Genomic DNA, 18,548 nt, shown 5'->3' on the forward strand with positions numbered 1-18,548 from the left:
CACGCGTCTGGATCCCCGCCTGCGCGGGGATGACGAAGCGCCGTTACGCCCCCGCCTTCTGCGCGAAGCCCCAGGCCGCATCCGCCAGCATCGGCACCCGCTTGGCGGTCTCCTCCGCCTTGGCGTTGCTCGCGGTGCCGATCAGGAAGCGCTTCTTGATCCCCTGCACGATGCTGGCGAGGCGGAAGAGGTTGAACGCGAAATACCAGTCGAGCTGGGGCAGCCCGTCACGCCCGGTCCGCGCGCAATAACGCGCGACCATTTCCTCCAGCGGCGGGATGCCCGTCTCCGGCCCCGTCAGCCCCATCACGCCGGATCGCCCCTCCGGCTCGGTCACCCAGCTCATCAGATAATAGGTCAGGTCCGCGGTCGGATCGCCCAGCGTGCACAGCTCCCAGTCGAGCACCGCCGCCACGCGCGGCTCGGTGCCGGGCGCGAACTTCATATTGTCGACGCGGTAGTCGCCGTGGACGATCGAGGTCCGCGTCTGCTCGGGCAGGGTGCGCGGTAGCCACTCGATCAGCGATTCCATCGCCGGCATATGCTCGGTCTCGGCACCGCGATACTGTTTGGTCCAGCGGCTGACCTGGCGCTCGAAGTAATTGCCCGGTCGCCCGAAATCGCCCAGCCCGATGCTCTCGTGATCGGTGTTGTGCAGGTCGGCCAGCACGTCGATCATCGCATGATAATGGTCGCGCCGCTGCTCGGGCGTCAGCTCGGGCATCGCGCCGTCCCAGATCGTGCGGCCGTCGACCATCTCCATCACGTAGAAGGCGGAGCCGATGACGCCGTCGTCCTCGCACAACCCATATTGCCGCGGCACCGGAAAGCCGGTCGGATGCAGCGCCGCCATCACGCGATATTCGCGATCGACCTGATGCGCCGACGGCAACAGCTCGCCCATCGGCTTGCGCCGCAGGACGTAATTGGTGCCCGGCGTCATCAGCTTGTACGTCGGGTTCGACTGGCCGCCCGCGAACTTGGCGTAGGTCAGCGGCCCGTCGAACCCCGGCACGCGCTCGCGCATCCATGCCGCAAGCCGGTCGGTGTCGAGCCGATCGCGCTCGGCGATCTCTTCCTGGAGGCTGGCGTCGGTCATTGGTCGAACGTAATCACGCTGCGCGTCGCGTCGCCCTTGCGGAGCTCGTCGAACGCATGGTTGATCCGGTCGAGCGGCAGCCGCTCGGCGATGATGGTATCCAGGTCGAGCATCCCGCGCTGATAGAAATCGACCAGCCGGGGAATGTCGACCGGGAAGCGGTTCGATCCCATCAATCCGCCCTGCAGCCGCTTGCCCGACAGCAGGTCCATCGCCGACAGCCCGACCTTCTCGCCGAGCGGCATCATGCCCAGGATCGTCGCGGTACCGCCGCGCCGCAGCACGGACACGGTCGTCGCCGCCGACTGCGGGCGCCCGACCGCCTCGATCGCGTGATGGACGCCGCCCCTCGACAGTTCGACCACCTCGGCGACGACATCGTCCGCCATCGCGTCGAACGTATGCGTCGCGCCCAGCTTCTCCGCGATCGCGCGCTTCTCGGGCACCGGATCGAGCGCGATGATCTTGCCCGCCCCCGCGATCTTCGCGGCGTTGACCGCAGCCAGGCCGATCCCGCCGCAGCCGACCACGCACACCGTCTCGCCCGGCGACACGTCGTTGGTGTTGAATACCGCGCCCGCGCCCGTCGTCACCGCGCAGCCGATCAGCGCGGCACGGTCGAGCGGCATGTCGCGGTCGATCGCGACGCACGCATGCTCGTGGACCAGCATCATCTCGGCATAGGCGCTGAGGTTCAGCATCTGGTTGACCGCACCGCCGTCCGCCAGCGTGAGCCGCGGCGCGTCGTTCTTGCCCCGCCGCGTCTCGGCGCTGACGCACAGGAACATCCGCCCGGTGATGCAGAATTCGCAATGCCCGCAAAAGGCGGAGAGACAGGTGACGACATGGTCGCCCACCTTCACGGTGCGCACCTCGCTGCCCACCGCCTCCACCACGCCGGCGGCCTCGTGACCGGGGATCGCGGGCAGCGGATGCGGATAGGCACCGTCGACGAAATGCAGGTCGGACCGGCACACGCCGACCGCGACGGTGCGGATCAGCACCTCGTGCGGACCCGGATTGGCGACGAGAACGTCGGCCACCTCCAGCGGCTTCTTGGTTTCGAACAGGACGGCGGCTTTCACGATTCCGGTTCCTCCCCCTCTTGCGGGATATCTGATGCGGTTAGCGGCTGACCCCGATGTCGGCGCTCGACACCTCGACCGCCGGTCCGCGGTCGTTCGACGGGCGCTCCGCCTTCCAGTCGGCATATTTGCCGAATTCGTTGCGCGCGATCGCGCGGTTGTGGACCTCGTCCGGACCATCGGCCAGCCGCAGCGTGCGCATCGCGGCCCAGGCGTGCGCCAGACCGAAGTCCTCCGCCACGCCGCCGCCGCCATGCGCCTGCACCGCGTCGTCGAGGATCTTGAGCGCCATCATCGGCGCCTGGACCTTGATCATCGCGATCTCCTGCTGCGCCGCCTTGTTGCCGGCGCGATCCATCAGGTCGGCCGCCTTCAGGCAGAGCAGGCGCGTCATCTCGATGTCGATCCGCGCGCGCGCGATCCGCTCTTCCCACACGCTATGGTCGGCGACGCGCTTGCCGAAGGCGATGCGGCTGACGAGGCGCTTGGCCATCTTCTCGATCGCGACCTCTGCGACGCCGATCGTGCGCATGCAGTGATGGATGCGCCCCGGCCCCAGGCGCCCCTGCGCGATCTCGAACCCGCGGCCCTCGCCCAGGATCACGTTCTCCACCGGCACGCGGACGTCGGTGAAGGTCACGTCGCCGTGCCCGTGCGGCGCATGGTCATAGCCATAGACCGACAGCATCCGCTCGATCTTCACACCCGGCGTGTCCATCGGCACCAGCACCTGGCTCTGCTGGCTGTGGCGCGAGCCCTCGAAGCTGGTCTTGCCCATCAGGATGCCGATCTTGCAGCGCGGATCACCGACGCCCGACGACCACCATTTACGGCCGTTGATGACGTAATGATCGCCGTCACGCTCGATCCGCGTCTCGATATTGGTCGCGTCCGAGCTCGCCACCGCCGGCTCGGTCATCAGGAAGACCGAGCGGATCTCCCCGTTCATCAGCGGGCGCAACCAGCGCTCCTTCTGCTCCAGCGTACCGTAGCGGTGGAGCACCTCCATATTGCCGGTGTCCGGGGCGGAGCAGTTGAAGCACTCGCTGGCCCAGCCCACGCGCCCCATTTCCTCGGCGCACAACGCATATTCCAGGTTGGTCAGCTGCGTGCCCTCGAACACGAACGTCTCGTCGACATGGTGCTGGCCCGAATGCGGCGGCATGAAGAAGTTCCAGAGGCCCGCCTCCTTCGCCAGCGCCTTCACCTCCTCGATGACGGGGAGCACCTTCCATGGCTCGCCCTCATGATGCTGGCGATCGTATTCGGCCTGTCGCGGCGTGATGTTCTGGGCAATGAAGTCGCGCACGCGATCGCGGAAATAGGTCTCGCGCTCGTTCAGCGTGAAGTCCATCGCAGCTCTCCTGAAATCCGTTTCGCACCGACGCTTAGGCCATACCGCTTATTCGGTAAAGCACCTGTTTGGGGCACAATCCCCAACGGCGCGGCGGGTCGCTGGCCATATGCAAAAGGGACTGTACCTTCGAAACGCGCATGCTAACGTGACTCGGATGGGGGACGCACGGACCGAAGAAACCACCAGCACGCGGCGCTTTCGCGAAAAGCGCGAGGCCATCCTCGCCGCCGCGGCCGAGGCGATCAACGAACAGAGTGCGAAGGGGATGACCTTCGCCGACGTGGCGCGACGCGTCGGGCTCAACACCACCAGCGTCACTTACTATTTCAAACGCAAGGAGGATCTGGCCGCCGCCGCGTTCGAGCACACGCTCGACTACCTGCTGGCGATGCTGGAGGAGGCCGCGACCGAAGCCACGCCGGTCGAGCGCGTCGAACGACTGGTGACGATCAACATGGCGCGGCTGATGCGGATCGACCGCGGCGAGGAGCGCCCGATCGCGGTCCTCTCCGACCTTCGCGCGATGGACGAGCCCGTGCGCGGCCCGTTGATGGCCCGCTGGCGCGAGGTCTTCCGCCGCACCCGCGCCTTGTGGGGCGACGGTCGCGGGCGCGCCGCCACCGACCTCGCCGGCGCGCGCGCGCACGTGCTGCTGGAAAACCTGTTCTGGCTCCCGGTCTGGCTGCCCCGCTACGAGGCCGATCAGCATCCCCGCGTGATGGAGCGGCTGATCGACATCTTCCGCCACGGCGTCGCGGGGCCGGGCGCGACCTGGACACCGCGCGCGATCGCGGTGCCGCACGACGATGCCGTGCCGGGGCGCGAGGCGTTCCTGCTGGCGGCCACCCGCCTCATCAACGAACTCGGCTATCGCGGCGCCTCGGTGCAGCGGATCGCGTCCGAACTGAACGTCACCAAGGGCAGCTTCTACCACCATCTCGATGCCAAGGACGACCTCGTCGCCGCCTGCTACCGTCGCAGCTTCGACACGATCGCCGCGACGCAGCAGGCCGCGGATGCGCGCGGTGGCAGCTACTGGCAGCGGCTGTCGGATACGATCGCGGCGCTGCTGGAGGTGCAATTCTCCGAGCGCGAGTCGCTGCTGCGCACCACCGCGCTCAGCGGGCTGCCGGCGGGCGAGCGGCACCTGATGGTCGATCGCTCCAACCGCATCGCGCGCCGCTTCGCGGGCACGATGATGGACGGCATCGCGGAAGGCACGATGCGCCCCGTCGACAGTCTGGTCGCCAGCCAGGCGATGATGGCCTTCCTCAACGCCGCGTTCGACATGCGCAAATGGGCGTGGTCGATGCCGCGGGAACGGGCGGTGGCCTATTACGCCTCCGCGCTGATGTTCGGCATGTTCGACGATCGCGCGCTCGAGATCTGAGGCGGCGTGCGGTCACGGGCCAATGCCGCGGTTCGACGGCATGGCGAACCGAGACCACGCACACCTCGCCGGACGGCGGCGCCCTACACCGGCGAGCCCAGCGCCTCCTCGCGCGCGGTGAACGCCAGTTGATTGAGCGGCCCGCGCCGCCGCTGGAAGTCCCTTACCGAACACCCCAGGAACAGGTGGCTGTCGCGCAGGAAGTGCGAACGGTCCCAATAGCCCGTCGCGTCCAGTACCTCGCTGCCGCGCGCCGGGTCGATCAGCACCCCGCTCAGCGCGCGCATGAAGCGCGTGCGCCGGAGCAGCAGCTTGGGCGTGAAACCGAAGTTGAACCGCGTCATCGCCGCCAGCCCGCGCTGGGTGACCTGCAACGCGTCCGCCATCATCTCGATACGCGTCGTCGCCGGATCCTCCAGCAGCGCGCTCAGTTGTTCGATACGGGGATCGGCCGGCGGGCGGCGGTGCAGCCGCGCGGTAAGCCAGCGGGTGAACGCCTCCTGCGGCGGCTCGCCCGCCTCCAGCGCCTCGCGCAGGGTGCTGCCCCCTGCGTCCACCTCCGCCAGCGGGACGATGCGGTTGGCGTAGCGCGCGATGTCGCCGCCGAACAATTGCGCCCAGCCGAGCGGCAACAGCCCCACCCCCACGACGGTGCCGCCATAGGTGGTGAGATAGGAGGCGCTGCTGCTCGGCCCGAAAAAGGCATCGCGTGGTACCGGATCGAAGGTGCGGTTCCCCAACCGCACGCTCCAGTCGCGATCGTGCTCCAGCGTCAGGCGGATCGACGCCCCGCCGGGAAAGAACGCGTCGCGATAGCCGCCCGCCATGCTGGGCGCGCTAAACCGATGAAAACCCGTGACATAGCGCGCCAATTCGTCGCCGGGCGCCCAATAGACGATCGGCGTCGTCGCTTCCCCCATGCGCCTTCCCCCCAAAGGCTGACCGTAGATGCTTCCCTTATCGCGCGTTAACCAGATAACAAGCTTCTGTCCCGAAATGGATCAATCTACGCGCGCCATCCGCTTCATCAGCACGCCGGCGCGCCAGTAGAAGAGGATCGGCAAGGGCGTGATCATCGCCACCGCCAGCATCGCATAGCGCAGCGACTCCTCGCCATAGGCGGGCGCGAGCGCGTCGCTCAGCTGACCCACCGCGAGCGGCCCGATGCCGAGCCCGATCAGGTTCACCGTCAGCAGCGTCAGCGCCGCCCACATCGCGCGCAGCCGCAGCGGCGCCAGATGCTGGATCAGCGCATAGGTCGGCCCGATATAGACGCCCGCGAAGATCAGCGAGACGAAATAGGCGGTCAGCGCCACCGGCTTGCTGTCGAAGAAGAAGAACGACACCGCGAAGGGAAAGGCGATCAGCTTCATCATGCTGATGACCCAGGCCTGCGTGTGGATGCCGTATTGCTTCGCCATGCGGTCCGCCAGCATCCCGCCCAGCAGCGCCGAGCCGCCCCCGACGAACGCCGCGGGCAGCGCGATATAGTTGGCGACCTCCAGCATCGTCATGTCGAGCGAGCGCTGCATGTAGCTCGGCCCCCATCCCGTCAGCGCATAGCCGACCAGCGACGTCAGCGTCATTGCCGCGACCAGATAGACCGCCGCCCGGTTGCGCAGCATCGCCAGGAAGCCCTGCCACATGCCGGGCATCGCCGCGTCGTGCTCCTGCTCCGCGACCCGCTGCACATCGGACAGGCCGCGCCGCGGCTCGGCGACGAACATCCACACGATCAGCGCCAGGATCACGCCCGGGATGCCGACGACCATCATCGCCGCGCGCCAGCCATAGGCGTGCGCGACGTTCCCGCCGATCATGATCCCCAGCCCGCCGCCCAGCAGCACGCCCAGCGAATAGATCGCCATCGCGCTGGCGCGCTTTTCGGGCGGGTAGAGATCGGCGATGATCGACTGGCTCGGCGGTCCCGACCCCGCCTCCCCCACGCCGACGCCGATCCGCGCCAGCAGCAGGTGCGTGAAGTTCTGCGCCACGCCGCACAGGGCGGTCATCACGCTCCAGATCGCGAGACTGGCGGCGATGATCTTCTTGCGGCTGGTGCGATCCGCCAGCCGCGCGATCGGCAGCCCCAGCGTGGCATAGAAGATCGCGAAGACGAGACCGGAGAGCAGCCCGAGCTGCGTGTCCGTCAGCTGCAGGTCCGCCTTGATCGGCTCCAGCAGAATGGCCAGGATCTGGCGATCCATGAAGCTGAAGAAATAGGTCAGCGTCAGCAGCCCCAGCGTCAGCCCGCGGCGTTTCAGCACGAGCGTATCGGCGATCTCCGGCCGGTCGGAGAGCGTGGCACCCATCCGCTCCATCTCCTTATATTATTGCTTTTGCCACCGTAGGTTAGCTGGCTTCCACGGGTAGCGCCATAACAGGACTTACGCTAGCCATCTTTCGTCACGAACGGCGCGCCCGGACGCGACGAACCTCCGCCCGCCGGGAGGCGGACGGAGGTTCGTTGTCATCGCGACGGGATCAGAAACGTCCGCGCAGCGTGATGCCGTAGGTACGCGGCTCGGCCAGGAAGTTGGAGAAGATCTGGCGGCCGCCGGGATATTGCGGATCCTGGAACGCCGAGGACACGGCGCCTTCCTGGAACGGCGAGTTGAACGCGACCTGCGCATAATCGACGTTGAAGACGTTCTGCGCCCAGAACTCGACCGCCCAGCGCTGGCTCGGCCCACGCAGGCCGACGCGGGCATTGACCAGCACGAAGCTGTCCTGCGTCTTCTGCGGGAACAGGTCGGAGCCGGTGTTATAGTCGCCGGTCAGACGGGTATCGACATAGAACAGCGCCGACAGCCCGCTGCTGCCGAGGTCCGGGGTGAACGCCGCCGACCCGGTCACCGTGATCGGCGAGGCGAGCGACAGCTGCTGCCCCGGGATCTTGCGCAGCGCCGGGCTGAGCGGGGCACCGCTGGCGCGACCGACCAGATTGTCGCGGAACTTGGTGTCGGAATAGGTCATGCCGGCCGTGATGCGGAAGTCACGGATCGGCACCAGCGTCGCCTCCAGCTCGACACCCTGCGATCGCACGCCGTGGCCGACGTCGCCGCTCGGGCACGCGCCCGTCGTCGCCGCACCCGCATTGTAATTGGGCGCCCCGGTGAACTTGCTCTGATCGCGGTCGCCGCCGTTCAGGCTCGACGAGCAGCCGTTGACGTTCTCGACGATGAACACCGTGCCGTCGAAGGTATTGAGCTGGAAGTTGCTGAAGTCCTGGCGGAACGCGGCGGCCGACAGGCTGAACGGGCCGGTCGCGTACTTGAAGCCCAGCTCGAACGCATTGACCGTCTCGGCATCGAACTGAAGGTTGCGGACCAGCGCCTGCGCACCGGCCTGCGCGTTGCCGCTGCCGAAGTTGGCGAAGGGCAGCGTCGGCGCCTTCAACGCGGACCGATCGAAGTTGAACCCGCCCGCCTTATAGCCACGCGAGTAGCTGGCATACACCAGCAGGTCGTCGATCGGCTTCCACGACAGGATGCCGGTGCCGGTGAAACGGTCCTCGTCGCGCTGGTCGGCGATGCTCACGCCGTTGAGTTCGGCGGTCGAATTGCCCTGGCACGACAGGCCGATGATCCCGCCCGCCACGGCGGCGAGGGCGGCGTTGCCGAGGAAGGGGGTCAGCGCGGCCTGGTTCTGGGTACAGGCGACGTTGTCGTTGCCGAACGTCGCGGAGAACTTCTTCTTTTCCTTGGTATAGCGCACGCCCAGCGTCAGATCGACGGTGTCGGTGACGTGGATGATGTTGTGCGTGAACGCCGCGAAGCTGGTCGCATCCTGGTTGTAGCGATCGATCGTCGACCCACGGTCGTTGAGCCCGTCGAGGCGCAGCAGCGACGCCAGGACGGTCGGGCCGGCCGCGCCGAAGGCCCCCGAGAACGCCGCCTCGCTGGCGATACAGCCGGCCGCCGCGGGATTGTACAGCGCGGCCAGACCGCCGCCACTGACGAGGCGGCAGGTCGCGAACCGACCGTATTGATTGCCGAAGCGCAGGTTGTTGCGGCCACGAAACTTCTCATCCATGTAGAAGCCGCCGACCAGCCAGTCGACGCGGTCGTCGAACAGCGTGCCGTTCAGGCGCAGCTCCTGGGTGAAGGTGCGGAACCCGCGACGGTTGTTGCCGTCGTCGGCATTGTACAGGATGTCGACGGTGCCGTAATCGACGTCGCCCGCCTGCGTGTTGTAATAGTCGCGATAGGCGGTGATCGACGTCAGCTTGACCCCGCCGAAGTCCCAGTCGAGCTGCCCCGACACGCCCCAGTCCTGCATGTCGCCGCCATAGGTACGGCCCGGCGTGACCGAGATGTCGCGGCTGAAATTCTGGTTGAACGCACCCAGATTCTGGCCGAGATCGCGCAGCACGTTGATGATGTTGTTGCCATTCGATCCCGCCGCGACGCCGGCATTCACCGATGCGACGGGGTTCAGCAGATTGCCGATCTGCTCGTTCATCGTCTGGCTGACATAGGTCGCCGCGCAGCACGTTTCCTTGCGCTTCGTATAGTCGCCGATCAGGCGGAAGCTGATCGCGTCGGTGGGCTCGTAAACCAGCTGCGCACGGCCGAAGAAGCGATCGCGGTCGTTGACGGTCGTATTGTTCGCGCGGTCGTTGTAGAAACCGTCGCGCTTCACGTAGACGCCGTCGAGGCGGAAGGCGAGCGTCTCGCTGATCGGGCCGGTGATGCCGCCGGCGAACCGCCAGAAGTCGTAATTGCCGTAGGTGATCTCGGCATTGCCGCCGAAGGTGAACGACGGCCGCTTGCTGACGATCGAGATGAGGCCCGCGGACGAGTTGCGTCCGCCTAGCGTCCCCTGCGGCCCGCGCAGCACCTCGACGCGGTCGATCTCGCCGAGTTCGTTGAGGCCGATGCCGGCGCGCGAGCGATAGACGCCGTCGATCAGGACGACGACCGAGCTTTCGAGGCCGGGGTTGTCGCCGACGGTGCCGATACCGCGGATACGCGGCGATCCGTTCGCCTCTGACCCCGTCGAGGTGACGAGCAGCGACGGCGCCACCTGGTTCAGCTGGCGGATGTCGTTCGCGCCGGAATTCTGCAGCGTCTCGGCGCTGACCGCGGACACCGCGACCGGCACGTCCGCCAGCACCTGGGCACGACCCTGCGCGGTCACGACGATGTCGGACGAATCGACGTCGGCATTCCGCGACGCATTGGTGGGCGATGTCGGCGTGGTGGTGTCGGTCGCCTGCGCCTGCGCGCCGCCGTTGATGATGAAACAGGCCGCGGCGCACGCGGTCATCAGCATGGATTTGGTCATCGCTCTCCCCTGCGGCCGGGCCATGGGCTCCGCCCGTACCGCGGGTTCGATGAGACTATGCACGCCACCGGATTGCAAGACGGAAAGCCTGTGATAATTCCGTTTCCGGACCAAACCGTGCTTTCCATGTCACGCCCGGAGCGCCGCCCCCTCGAACGACGACGGCGCCGCCCCGGCTACCTGCGGGACGTTTGCAAACAGGTGCAACGGCATCGCGTCCACGCCGTGCTCCTGCGCAGGCAAAAGCCCAGGGCCCAGCACATCAACGCCTTATGAGACCTGCTACCCTGGGCTCCTGCCGACGCAGGAGCACGGTATAGCCATTTGCAAAGGTCCCGCTACCTGCCGAAGCGACGCCGCCCGATCGTTCGCGTATGGAGGATCAGTAGCCGTTGAGCCGCGCGAAGCGATCGCGGTGCCACGCGCTGTTGCCCCACATCACTTCCAGCACGGTCGCGCGCTTGAGGTACAGGCCGGCGTCATATTCGTCGGTCATGCCGACGCCGCCGTGCAGCTGCACCATCTCGCGGCTGACGAGGCGCAGCGTCTCGCCCGCGGTCGCCTTGGCGAGGCTCACCGCCTGATCCACGTCGGAGCGGCCGGCGTCGATCGCCTCCAGCGCACCTTCGACCGCGGAGCGCATCAGCTGCAACTCCGTGAACTGCTTGGCCATGCGATGCTGGAGCGCCTGGAAGGTGGAGAGCACCTGCCCGAACTGCACGCGCTGCTTCAGATAGTCGTTGGTCTGCGCGAACGCGCTTTCCGCCATGCCCAGCATCTCGGCGCAGGTGATCGCCGCCGCGCGGTCCAGCACCGCCGCGGTCAGCTCCGGCCCGCCCAGCTTTTCTGCGGGAGCGTCCTGGAACGCGACATGCGCATGGCTGCGCTCGTCCGCCATCGATCGGTGGCTGACGGTGACGCCCTCGCCCCTGGCGACCAGATACAGCCCATCCTCCGCCGCGACGACGAACACGTCCGCCGAATCTCCCTCCGCGACGAACGGCTTGGTGCCGGTCAGCTTGCCGTTGCCGACCTTCGTGGTGGTGAAGTTACGGTCGTGGTTCGGCCCTTCGTCGACCGCCAGCGTCGCGATCGCCTCGCCGCCGGCCAGCTTCGCCAGCCAGTCCGTCTTGGCCTTGTCCGAAGACCCCATCACGATCGCGCTGGCCGCGACCGCGGTCGACGAAAGCGGCGATGCGGACAGGTTGCGGCCCAGCTGCTCGACCACCAGCCCCAGCGACAGATAGCCGAACGCCGATCCGCCGAATTCCTCCGGGATGACCACCCCGGCCCAGCCCATCTGACCGATCGCGCCCCATGCGTCGCGATCGAACCCTTCCGCCGGCGCCGCGGCGCGCAGCTTGCGAAAGGCGGCGACCGGGCTCTCGTTGTCGGCCCATTCGCGCGCCATGTCGCGCAGCATCACCTGTTCGTCGTTCAGTACCGCCATGACCGTCCCTCTCATGCTCGCAGGTTCGCCGGGGAGGAGGAGGACACGCCCCTTCTCGACCCGGCCCTCTCCTGACGCGGCGATCCGTCGCCGCCGCGCCTAGCCCTCAATCAATCACTGATGATCCAGCATCCCCAGGATGCGCTTGGCGATGACGTTGTTCTGGATCTCGGTCGAGCCGCCGTAGATCGACACCGCCTTGCCCCACAGCCAGCTGCGCGTCTGCGCCAGTTCGGCCTCGGTGAAGCCCTCGCCTTCCCAGCCCAGGCCCTGCATCCCCATGATCTCGATGTTCAGCTCGGCGCGATCCTGCGTGATGCGCGCGCCGACGTTCTTCATGATGCTGGTCGCCGCGGACGGCCCGGCATTGCCCTTCGCCTCCAGCGCCGCGCGACGCAGCGTCAGCGCGAAGGCGCGCTGGTCCATCTCGTGCTTGATGATCCGCGTGCGCAGGTCGGCATCGGCGATGCGACCCTCGGCATCGGTGCCGCGATACTTCTTCGCGATCTCCGGCACGGTCGTGCCCGCATTCATCCGCCCAGCGGAGCCGCCGCCGCCCGACAGCGAGTTGCGCTCGTGCTGGAGCAGGCGCGTGCCGATCTCCCAGCCCTGCCCCTCGCGCCCGACGAGATTCTCCTTGGGCACCTTCACGTTGGTGAAGAACGTCTCGCAGAACGGCGACTGGCCGCTGATGAGGCGGATCGGGCGCGTCTCGACGCCTTCGGCATCCATGTCGATCAGCAGGAAGCTGATGCCGGCGTGCTTCTGCGACTTGTCGGTGCGCACCAGCGCGAAACACTTGTCCGCCCACTGCCCGCCCGAGGTCCAGGTCTTCTGCCCGTTGACCAGATAGTGATCGCCCTTGTCCTCGGCGAAGGTCTGCAAGGAAGCGAGGTCGGACCCCGCGCCCGGCTCGGAATAGCCCTGGCACCAGCGCACCTCACCGCGGACGATGCCGGGGATATGCTGCTGCTTCTGCGCGTCGTTGCCATATTCCAGCAGCGTCGGGCCGAACATCATCACGCCCATGCCGCCGATCGGGTTCCACGCGCCGATCCGCGCCATCTCCTCCTGCAGGATGCGCGCCTGCGTGCGGTCGAGCCCGCCGCCGCCGAGCTCCTTGGGCCAGGTGGGAACGCCCCAGCCCTTCTCGCCCATCGCCTCGCGCCACTTCTTCTGCTCGGGCGTCTCCTCGGTCGGGCCGTCGACCGCGGACATCGCATTGTCCTTGCCGCGTAGCGAGGGATCGAAGTTCGCCTCCAGCCAGGTGCGGGCCTCCTGACGGAACGGGTGGTCGAGTTCTGCGGCGGCGGTCGCCATGCGCTATTCTCCGCGTAAATGTTTTTCCGAAGATCGGGTATGCCGGCATCTCATCGCACACCTTTCCCCCGATGCAAAGGGACAAGCGCGCGGCGATCCGCTAGATCGTGGTGGAAGGGGGAGTCATCATGCGGTTCGATCATCGCGCGGTGCCGATCGTGTTGGCGGCGGTGGTCGTCGACGTCATCGGCTTCGGCATCGTCATGCCGGTGCTGCCGGGGCTGATCGTCCAGCTCGGCGCGCCGGACCTGCCCGCGGCGACCCGCATCGCCGGGTGGATGCTCGCCGCCTTCGCGATCGCGCAATTCTTCGCTGGCCCGGTGCTGGGCAATCTGGGCGATCGCTTCGGGCGGCGTCCCGTCCTGGTCGTCGCGATGGTCGCCTATGCGATCGACTATGCGCTGATGGCGGGCGCGCCGACGCTCGCGTGGCTGTTCGTCGGGCGCATCGTCGCCGGCGTCGCGGGCGCCAGCTTCGGCCCCGCGGGCGCGGTGATCGCGGATGTCACCCCGCCCGACCGCCGCGCCGCCAGCTTCGGCCTGCTGGGTGCGGCGTTCGGCATCGGCTTCATCATCGGCCCCGCGATCGGCGGGCTGGTGGCCGGCTGGGGACCGCGCGCGCCCTTCGTCGTCGCCGCGGCACTGGCGGCGGGCAACGCGCTGGCGATGCTCCTTTTCCTGCCCGAGACGCTGAAACCGGAGAACCGCCGCGCCTTCCGCTGGCGCGACGCGCACGTCATCGGCGCGTTCAAGCCGCTGTTCGCCGCAGGCAACGCCAGCACGCTCCTGATCGCCTGGTTCCTGTGGCAGCTCGCAGGCGTGGTCTATCCCACCGTCTGGAGCTTCTGGGCGACGATCCGCTTCCACTGGTCCGCGCGCGAGATCGGGTTCAGCCTCGCCTGGGTGGGGCTGCTCCAGCTGCTGGTGCAGCTGTTCCTGACCGCGCGCACCGTCAGACGGCTGGGGGAGCGCGCGACCGCGGTCATCGGCCTGACGTGCGGCGCGGCCACGCTGATCGCCTATGCCTTCACGACGCAGCCGTGGCAGGTCTACGTCTTCTTCCTGGTCGGCGCGTTCGGCGCGCTGGCGTGGCCGGCGATGCAGGGACTGCTGACGCAGCTGGTCGACGCCACGCGACAGGGCGCGCTGCAGGGGGGACTGGGCAGCATGAACTCGGTGGCGGCCGTCATCGGCCCGCTGATCGCATCGCAGTCGCTGGCCTGGGGCGCGGCACGCGGCGTGGACGGCCTCGCCTTCGCGATCGCCGGCGCGCTGATGGCGACCGCTGCGCTGATCGTCGCGATCCTCGTCCCCCCGCTGGTCGCGCCGGGCGAGAGCGTCGCGGGCTAGACGGACGCCTACCCCTCGCGCCCCGGACGGCGGCTGAGGCCGATGTCGAGGTGCCCGCCCGCGTCGAGCAGCAGCACCTCGCCCGTCATCACGCGGCTGGCGGGGTCGAGCAGCATCTCGATCGGCCCGGCGATATCGTCCGGCCCCGCCGCCATCGCCATCGGCGTCGCGCCTGCGATCTTCGCATTCAGCTTTGCAAAACCCTCTTCGCCGAGGCGCTTTTCGAACCAGCCGGTGCCGACATAGCCCGGCGCCACCGCGTTGATGCGGATGGCGGGCGCCAGCACGCGCGCCAGGCTCTTGGTCATTGTGATGAGCGCACCCTTGGAGGCGGCATAGGCGACCGACGACCCGATCCCGAACACGCCCGCCACGCTGGCGACGTTCACCACCGCGCCCATGTCGCTGCGGCGCAGATGCGGCGCACAGGCGCGCACCATCTGGAAGGGCGCGATCGTGTTCAGGCGATAGATGTGGACGAAATCCTCCGCCTCCAGCGCCTCCAGGTCCTCGTGCGCGGCGAATTTGGTGCGGCCCGCATTGTTCACCAGAAAGTCGATCCGGCCGAACGCGTCCACCGCCGCCTGCGCCAGCGCGCGGCATTGCGAATCCTCGGCGATGTCCGCCTGCACCGCGATCGCGCCGCCGCCGACCTCCGCCGCCAGCGCCTCCGCATCGTCGCGGCTGGACGCGTAGTTGATGACGCAGCGCACCCCGCGCGCCGCCAGCCGCCGCACCACCGCCGCGCCGATCCCGGTGCCGCCGCCCGTGACGATCGCTACGCCGTCCTTCATCGTCCGCTCTCCCGATTTCACGTTTTCGAAGATCGCGTATGGCATTCGCGATCCGCTTCGCCTAGCCGTAGCCGCCATGACCACGACGACGTCACCGCACCCCAGCGACCCGTTCGGCACGCTGCCCGACCTCATCCGCGCGCATGCGGGGCGCGATCCGCGCGCACTGGCGGTGGCGGATGACGAGGTGCGGGTCGATTACGGCACGCTGAACCGCCTGATGGACCGCGTCGCAGCGGCGTTGCAGCGCGACGGAACGCGGCAAGGGCAGGCGGTGGCGTCGGTATCCTACCCCTGCGTGGCACAGGCGGTGACGTTTCTGGGCACGTTGCGCGCGGGATCGGTCGCCGCGCCGATCCAGCCGTCGGCCACCCCGGCGCAGATCGCGGGGATGATCGCGGACAGCGGCGCCGACATCGTCTTCCTGGATGCCGCCAATGCCGAGGCGCTGCGCGGGCAGGACATCGCCGCGCGCGTCATCATGCTGGAGGAGCTGGAGGCCTGGCTTGCCCCGGAGGACGCCACCCCCGCCCCGGTCGACATCGCGCCCGAGGACGGCTTCAACATCATCTATTCCTCCGGCACCACCGGCGTGCCCAAGGGGATCGTGCAGAGCCATGCGATGCGCTGGCAGCATCTGTCGCGCAATGCCGCCGCCGGGTTCGACACCGCCGTCACCCTGCTGGCGACGCCGCTCTATTCGAACACCACATTGGTCAGCTTCCTGCCCACGCTCGCCTGGGGCGGGGCGGTGGTGCTGATGAAGAAATTCGACGCGCGCCGCTATCTGGAGCTCGCCGAGAGGTACCGCGCCACCCACACCATGCTGGTCCCGGTACAATATCAGCGGATCATGGCGCTTCCCGATTTCGACCGCTTCGACCTGTCGGCGTTCCGCTTCAAGACCTGCACCTCCGCCCCGTTCAAGCCCGCGCTGAAGGCCGACGTGGTCGCGCGCTGGCCGGGGCTGCTGCTCGAATATTACGGCATGACCGAAGGCGGCGGCAGCTGCGCGCTCAATGCCACGGAATTCCCCGACAAGCTCCACACCGTCGGCCGTCCCCTGCCCGACCATGACATCCGCCTGATCGACGACGACGGCCACGAGGTGGCGCCCGGCGAGACCGGCGAGATCGTCGGGCGATCGGCGGCGATGATGAACGGCTATCACGGCCGCGCGCAGGCGACCGCGGACGCCACCTGGTATTCGCCCGCGGGCGAGCGCTTCATCCGCCACGGCGACGTCGGCCGCTTCGATGCGGACGGCTTCCTGATCCTGATGGATCGCAAGAAGGACATGATTATCTCCGGCGGGTTCAACATCTACCCGTCCGATCTGGAGGCGGTGCTGGCGCAGCACGCGGACGTCGCCGATTGCACCGTCGTGGGCGTCGCCAGCGAGGAATGGGGCGAGACGCCGGTCGGCTTCTACGTCCCGCGCGCCGGTGCCACCGCCGACGCGGAGGCGATCCGCGCGGAGACGAACGCGAAACTGGGCAAGACGCAGCGCCTGTCCGCGCTGTACCTCGCCGAGGAGCTGCCGCGCAGCGCGATCGGCAAGGTATTGAAGCGGGAATTGCGCGACCGGCTTGCAGCCGGGGAATTTGCGTAATTCCTCGCCCCCCCCGGACTTGATCCGGGGTCCCGCTCACTGTTCTCCCGCGCGATTCTAAGCGGGACCCCGGCTCAGGGCCGGGGTGACGATGACTATCAAAGGGGCCAAGATGACATCCAGCCTGAAGGACATACTCGACGGACTGACGCCGAACGACGGCGGCGAATGGTCCGGCCATATCCCCGACGACTGGCTGCAGGGGCGCACCTCCTACGGCGGGCTGTCTGCCGCGATCGCGCTCCATGCCGCCATGCACTCGGAGCCCGACCTGCCGCCGCTGCGCTCCGCCCAGGTCAGCTTCGTCGGACCGCTCGCCGGCCCGGTGACGGTACGGACCGAGCGGCTGCGGCGCGGCAAGAACGCCGCCTTCATCCACGCCGACGTCATCGGCGAGAACGGGCTGGGCACGCGCGCCACGTTCGTCTTCATGCGCGCGATCGACAGCGAGATCGACCGCGAGGACACACCCGCCCCCGACTTCGCGAAGCCCGGTCCGGACGACAAGACCTTCCTCGGCAACCCGCACGTCGCCTTCACGCAGCGGTTCGAATTCCTCGACCGGCGCGAGGGGCCGAACCTGAAACCGGCCGAGTGGCTGCGCTGGACCCGCCTCAACGAGCGCGACGGGCTGGACCCGATGGTCGAGCTGGTCGCGGTCGCCGATTGCCTGCCGCCTGCCGCGCTGCGCATCCTGGGGCGCAACGTGCCGATGAGTTCGCTGACGTGGATCCTCAACGTCCTCGGGCCGCAGCCCACGACGACGGACGGCTGGTGGCTGCTCCGCTCCGACGCGGACTATGCGCGCGCGGGCAGCTCGTCGCAGGTGATGGGGGTGTGGAACGCCGATGGCGTGAAGGTCGCCGAGCAGATGCAGTCGGTCGCGATCTTCGGCTGATACGTTTCGCGACAATTGCGCGCGCGGGCCGACACACGTCCGCGACAGGCGGTCCCTAGATGGCGGGTCATGCGGCGGGAACGCCCCGCCGCCCCCACCACGAAGGACCGTCGCCCATGAAGACCCCGATCATCCTCGCCTCGCTCGCCGCCACCTTGCTGTCGGGCGCGGCGGCCGCGCAGACCCCGCCCCCGTCACGTGACGACGCCGATCGCGTCGTCACGCGACAGGACGCCGCGGCGCAGGCCGACCGCCGCTTCGCCGCGATGGACACCAACCGCGACGGCAAGATCTCGCCCGACGAGCGCCGCGCCTTCCACGAGGCGCGCCGTGCCGAGCGTGAGGCGAAGCGCGGGGCCCACCGCGGCGGCAAGGATCGCGAGTGGACGCAGGCGCAGTTCCGCGAGCGGGCGCTGAAGCGCTTCGACCGGATCGACACCAACCACGACGGTCGCATCGACCCGCAGGAGCGCGAGGCCGCGCGGATGCTGATGCGCGCGCGCCGGGTCGGCCATAACGGCGACCGCCCGATGGCGCCGGTGCCCCCCGCCGCGGACGCGAATCGGTAAGGCGCCCCTCGTCACCCCGGCCTTGTTCGAGACCTCTATGAAACCCGGTTCCTCGTTCCCCGGCGGAGGCCGGGGCGCAGCTGGGGGACGGTGGTAACGAACGGAGAAGCCACGCCAACTGGACCCCGGCCTTCGCGGGACCTTTGCAAAAGGCTACACCGTGCTCCTGCGAAGGCAGGAGCCAGGAGTTGCAGGTCCCATAAGGCGTTGCTCTGCCTGGCCCTGGGCTCCTGCCTGCGCAGGAGCACGGCGTGGGCTGGGTGCCGTTGCACCTGTTTTGCAAAGGTCCCGCCTTCGCCGGGAAACGGCGAAATTATCGGGCGATCCACGACTTTC

At 68.1% G+C, this 18,548-nt stretch carries 14 protein-coding genes; 5 read left to right on the forward strand and 9 right to left on the reverse strand.

The window, feature by feature from the left end; genetic code table 11:
- Window positions 1–43: 43 nt before the first annotated feature.
- The 3 genes from PGN23_RS13080 to PGN23_RS13090 are packed head-to-tail and all read right to left on the reverse strand — an operon-like array spanning window position 44 to window position 3,538.
- A complete protein-coding gene (locus tag PGN23_RS13080; RefSeq protein ID WP_335303360.1) occupies window positions 44–1,099 on the reverse strand; it encodes a phosphotransferase family protein in 1,056 nt (351 codons plus the stop codon).
- Window positions 1,096–2,187: a Zn-dependent alcohol dehydrogenase gene (locus PGN23_RS13085; RefSeq protein ID WP_335304601.1), complete on the reverse strand. Its 1,092-nt coding sequence runs from the start codon at window positions 2,185–2,187 to the stop codon at window positions 1,096–1,098. The genes PGN23_RS13080 and PGN23_RS13085 overlap by 4 nt, the downstream gene beginning before the upstream one ends.
- A gap of 37 nt (window positions 2,188–2,224) precedes the next feature.
- Entirely contained in the window at window positions 2,225–3,538 is a 1,314-nt protein-coding gene (locus PGN23_RS13090; RefSeq protein WP_335303361.1) for an acyl-CoA dehydrogenase family protein, read from the reverse strand.
- A 157-nt stretch (window positions 3,539–3,695) separates the two neighbouring features.
- Here PGN23_RS13090 and PGN23_RS13095 point away from each other — a divergent pair, with 157 nt between their 5' ends.
- A complete protein-coding gene (locus tag PGN23_RS13095) occupies window positions 3,696–4,931 on the forward strand; it encodes a TetR/AcrR family transcriptional regulator (protein ID WP_335303362.1) in 1,236 nt (411 codons plus the stop codon).
- An 83-nt stretch (window positions 4,932–5,014) separates the two neighbouring features.
- Here PGN23_RS13095 and PGN23_RS13100 read toward each other — a convergent pair whose 3' ends face one another.
- From PGN23_RS13100 to PGN23_RS13120, 5 genes are all read right to left on the reverse strand, one after another.
- Window positions 5,015–5,851 carry a helix-turn-helix domain-containing protein gene (locus PGN23_RS13100; RefSeq protein WP_335303364.1) on the reverse strand — a complete coding sequence of 279 codons (837 nt, stop codon included), beginning with the start codon at window positions 5,849–5,851 and terminating at the stop codon, window positions 5,015–5,017.
- 81 nt (window positions 5,852–5,932) lie between these two features.
- Complete coding sequence (locus PGN23_RS13105; RefSeq protein WP_335303365.1) at window positions 5,933–7,243, reverse strand: spinster family MFS transporter; 1,311 nt, start codon at window positions 7,241–7,243, stop codon at window positions 5,933–5,935.
- 172 nt (window positions 7,244–7,415) lie between these two features.
- On the reverse strand, window positions 7,416–10,220 hold the full coding sequence (locus tag PGN23_RS13110) for a TonB-dependent receptor (protein ID WP_335303366.1): 2,805 nt from the start codon (window positions 10,218–10,220) through the stop codon (window positions 7,416–7,418).
- 382 nt (window positions 10,221–10,602) lie between these two features.
- Window positions 10,603–11,670: an acyl-CoA dehydrogenase family protein gene (locus PGN23_RS13115; protein ID WP_335303367.1), complete on the reverse strand. Its 1,068-nt coding sequence runs from the start codon at window positions 11,668–11,670 to the stop codon at window positions 10,603–10,605.
- Window positions 11,671–11,784: 114 nt separating this feature from the next.
- A complete protein-coding gene (locus tag PGN23_RS13120; RefSeq protein ID WP_335303368.1) occupies window positions 11,785–12,990 on the reverse strand; it encodes an acyl-CoA dehydrogenase family protein in 1,206 nt (401 codons plus the stop codon).
- 128 nt (window positions 12,991–13,118) lie between these two features.
- Between PGN23_RS13120 and PGN23_RS13125 the strand changes: the two genes are divergently transcribed.
- The gene (locus tag PGN23_RS13125) at window positions 13,119–14,339 is read left to right on the forward strand and encodes an MFS transporter (protein WP_335303369.1); all 1,221 of its coding nucleotides are present in this window, start codon (window positions 13,119–13,121) and stop codon (window positions 14,337–14,339) included.
- Window positions 14,340–14,347: 8 nt separating this feature from the next.
- Here PGN23_RS13125 and PGN23_RS13130 read toward each other — a convergent pair whose 3' ends face one another.
- Window positions 14,348–15,178, reverse strand: coding sequence for an SDR family NAD(P)-dependent oxidoreductase (locus PGN23_RS13130; RefSeq protein WP_335303370.1), 831 nt, complete (start codon window positions 15,176–15,178; stop codon window positions 14,348–14,350).
- A gap of 31 nt (window positions 15,179–15,209) precedes the next feature.
- On the opposite strand from PGN23_RS13130, the gene PGN23_RS13135 reads away from it, so the two are divergent.
- The 3 genes from PGN23_RS13135 to PGN23_RS13145 all read left to right on the forward strand — a co-directional run bounded on the left by PGN23_RS13135 (window position 15,210) and on the right by PGN23_RS13145 (window position 18,212).
- On the forward strand, window positions 15,210–16,745 hold the full coding sequence (locus PGN23_RS13135) for a class I adenylate-forming enzyme family protein (protein ID WP_335303371.1): 1,536 nt from the start codon (window positions 15,210–15,212) through the stop codon (window positions 16,743–16,745).
- 112 nt (window positions 16,746–16,857) lie between these two features.
- On the forward strand, window positions 16,858–17,643 hold the full coding sequence (locus tag PGN23_RS13140; RefSeq protein WP_335303372.1) for a thioesterase family protein: 786 nt from the start codon (window positions 16,858–16,860) through the stop codon (window positions 17,641–17,643).
- 116 nt (window positions 17,644–17,759) lie between these two features.
- Complete coding sequence (locus PGN23_RS13145) at window positions 17,760–18,212, forward strand: ca2+ sensor protein (RefSeq protein WP_335303373.1); 453 nt, start codon at window positions 17,760–17,762, stop codon at window positions 18,210–18,212.
- Window positions 18,213–18,548: the final 336 nt, after the last annotated feature.

The organism is Sphingomonas adhaesiva, from assembly GCF_036946125.1.
In the GTDB taxonomy this organism is placed as follows: domain Bacteria; phylum Pseudomonadota; class Alphaproteobacteria; order Sphingomonadales; family Sphingomonadaceae; genus Sphingomonas; species Sphingomonas adhaesiva_A.